Annotated in this window: 3 protein-coding genes; all 3 read left to right on the top strand. The window is 56.1% G+C overall.

What is annotated here, in order from left to right:
* A partial coding sequence (locus VGP75_RS05275; protein WP_327542651.1) for an ABC transporter substrate-binding protein occupies nt 1–556 on the top strand: 556 nt, incomplete at its 5' end.
* Between the two features lie 78 nt (nt 557–634).
* A complete protein-coding gene (locus tag VGP75_RS05270; RefSeq protein WP_327542650.1) occupies nt 635–2,296 on the top strand; it encodes an ABC transporter permease in 1,662 nt (553 codons plus the stop codon).
* A 4-nt stretch (nt 2,297–2,300) separates the two neighbouring features.
* On the top strand, nt 2,301–3,019 hold a 719-nt coding region (locus VGP75_RS05265; RefSeq protein ID WP_414727778.1), incomplete at its 3' end, for an ABC transporter permease.

Below are 3,019 nucleotides of genomic sequence, written 5' to 3'. Positions count from 1 at the left end.
ACTGCTGTGTGACGGCGTTGCAAAGGATGAGGTCTATGACGTTCTGGCAACAGAAGAAGGCCAAGAGCGGGCGCTTGCCAAGCTCGACACCATCCGTGACAGCGTGATCTGGTGGTCCGCCGGTGCAGACACACCACAGCTCTTGGCTGATGGCGAAGTCTTCATGGGCTCCACATACAACGGCCGTCTGTTCGCAGCGATCGAAGAGCAGGGCCAGCCAATCGGCATGATGTGGGACGCGCAAGTGTTCGACCTTGACGGCTGGATCATCCCAGCAGGTCTGCCCGAAGATCGTCTCGCACGCGCTTTGGACTTTATCTACTTTGCGACAGACACTCAGCGTCTTGCTGATCAGGCCGCCTACATCTCGTATGGTCCTGCACGTCTGTCTTCTGCGCCACTGGTTGGCCAGCACGCAACACTGGGTATCGATATGGCACCACACATGCCGACAGACCCGGCGAATGCTGCAAACACCTTCCTGTACAACTATGAGTTCTGGGCTGACTACCGCGACGATATCGACGCGAAGTTCCAAGCCTGGCTTGCACAGTAAGTAATTTCGGAAAGGGGCGGTTTCGCCCCTTTCCATTTCTATAGATACCGAAATTTGCGTTAAACGATTGGGGACGACATGAGTGATACAACCGGCTCGGGACCAATGCTTGCTGCTGACGGCAGGCCTCTCAAAGAAAGCCTGGGACGCGCACTTCGCCGCCAAAAACTGCGGGCGCTGGCACTGATCGCCCCGCTTCTATTTTTTGTCCTTCTGACCTTTGTGATCCCGATCGTTTCCATGCTGATCCGGTCGGTCGATAACGAGATCGTAGAGAACACGCTTCCCGGCACGGTACCCGCACTTGCCGCATGGGATAGTACGTCGCAAGAGTTGCCGCCCGAAGATGTCTATCAAAACATTTTCTTTGACCTGTTCATCGCGGCCGAGGCCCGCAGGCACACCAGACTGGGCAGCCGCCTGAACTATGAAACCACCGGCCTTGCTTCGCTGTTCCGCACATCCGGACGAAACGTGGATTCCATCGGCGAAGTCTTTCAGGACGCCATCGAAGATGCCGATCCCCGCTTTGAGGACGGCGCCTTCTGGTTCGAGATGATGAACGGTACCGGCGGCGACGCGATGCTGGAGATGCGGCGTGCGCGTTGGGAAAACCTGATGGACCGAGATATGTCCGCCGACATCGGCTTTATGCCATCGCAGGCCATCATCGAGATACTGCCGACAACGGCCGCCGCATATTCCGATTGGGCGATCTGGACCGCAATTGACGAAGAAGATGTCGTAGCCGAGGAAGACCCGTGGGAGACCGTCTATGCAGCCCTTGCCATTGATCTGCGCGACCCTGCGACACGGGCTGCATTGGCAACCTATCAAGGGCCGGGTGCCGATGCGCTGCAAACAGTTGCCGCCGCTGATCTGCCGGATCTGACCTTTACCGAGGCGTTTCTTGATCTTGATGAGCGTTGGGGCGACAAAGATGTTTGGGAAACCATTGTTGTTTATAGTTCGAACTACACTGCCGGCTATTTTCTGAACGCTGTTGATGCACAGCTAACACCCGAAGGCGTGTCGATGCGCCCTGACAACCAGCAACTGTATATCCAGCTTTTCATCCGCACATTGCAGATGTCGCTGATCATCACCGGCAGCTGCATTTTGCTGGGCTATCCGATTGCCTGGCTGCTTGCCAATCTGCCGATGCGCACCGCCAACGTGCTGATGATCCTTGTGTTGCTGCCTTTCTGGACCTCGCTTCTGGTGCGGACATCCGCATGGAAGGTCCTGTTGCAAACACAAGGTGTGATTAACGAAATCCTTGTTTGGCTTGGCTTTTTGGATGACGCAAACCGCCTGGTCTTGATGAACAACTCGACCGGTACCATCATTGCGATGACGCATATCCTGCTGCCCTTCATGATCTTGCCGCTTTATTCGGTGATGAAAACGATCCCGCCCACCTATCTGCGGGCTGCGAAATCACTGGGCGCCACCAACTGGACGGCCTTCTGGCGGGTCTACTTCCCGCAGTCTGTGCCAGGCATTGGTGCGGGGTCGATCCTCGTGTTCATTTTGTCGATCGGTTACTACATCACACCCGAGATTGTCGGGGGTACCGATGGTGTCTTTATCTCGAACCGGATCGCCTATCACATCTCAAGCTCGTTGAACTGGGGCCTTGCGGCCGCCTTGGGTACCATCCTTCTTGTGCTCGTGATGGCGCTCTACTGGTGCTACGACCGCATCGTCGGCATCGATAACGTAAAGCTGGGGGGCTAAGACTATGGCAAAGAAGATGCTTGTAGCAGAAAACCGTCCGGACCTTTTCCGTTTCACAATGCCCCTGACGGCACTCTTGGCCGCCGTGTTCGGCTTTGTCGGCGGCAACATGGTCGCGCAACCTTTGCTGGGTGCGCTGATCGGTGCGGTCCTTGGTGCGGCCATTGCTTTTGTGGCTGAAACCAACCTGAACCGGCGTACTGCAGTGCGATGGGCCACCATTGGTATCCTCGCGCTTGCAGGCCTTATCTTTGGTAACATTGGCACTGCCGTGTCAGGCGCGCTCATTGGTGCCGTGCTGAGTTGGGCCGCCTATTGGCTGGCGACAGGGGCCTATGGCATGTCCGTGCCGATCTACTACACCCCTGCGCAAACGCTCTGGCACAACGCGTTCAAGTTTATCTGCGGTTTGATTTTCTTCTTTCTAGTAGCACCACTGATCCCTGTCATATGGCTCAGCTTCAACGCACAGAATTTCTTTACCTTCACGCCTGAAATGCTGAACTTTCAGGCCGAGGGCTATAGCCTCAAACACTACCGTGACTTCCTTGGGACGGATGAGTGGATGGTGCCGCTGAAGAACTCTTTGATCATCGCGCCTATTGCGACGATCATTTCGGTGACATTGGGCACGCTGGCCGCGATCGGCCTGTCCCAAAGCCATGTGCCCGGACGCCAGGCGATCATGGCGATCCTGATTTCGCCGATGATCGTGCCGCTGAT

The organism is Yoonia sp. (assembly GCF_036007805.1).
Lineage (GTDB): Bacteria > Pseudomonadota > Alphaproteobacteria > Rhodobacterales > Rhodobacteraceae > Yoonia.
The sequence above is the reverse complement of the archived record's forward strand: the minus strand, read 5'-3'. Positions and strand labels throughout refer to the sequence as shown.

What these genes read in the sequence shown, in the direction of transcription:
- VGP75_RS05270 (WP_327542650.1), top strand. Translation starts at nt 635, where the DNA reads ATGAGTGATACAACCGGCTCGGGACCAATGCTTGCTGCTGACGGCAGG.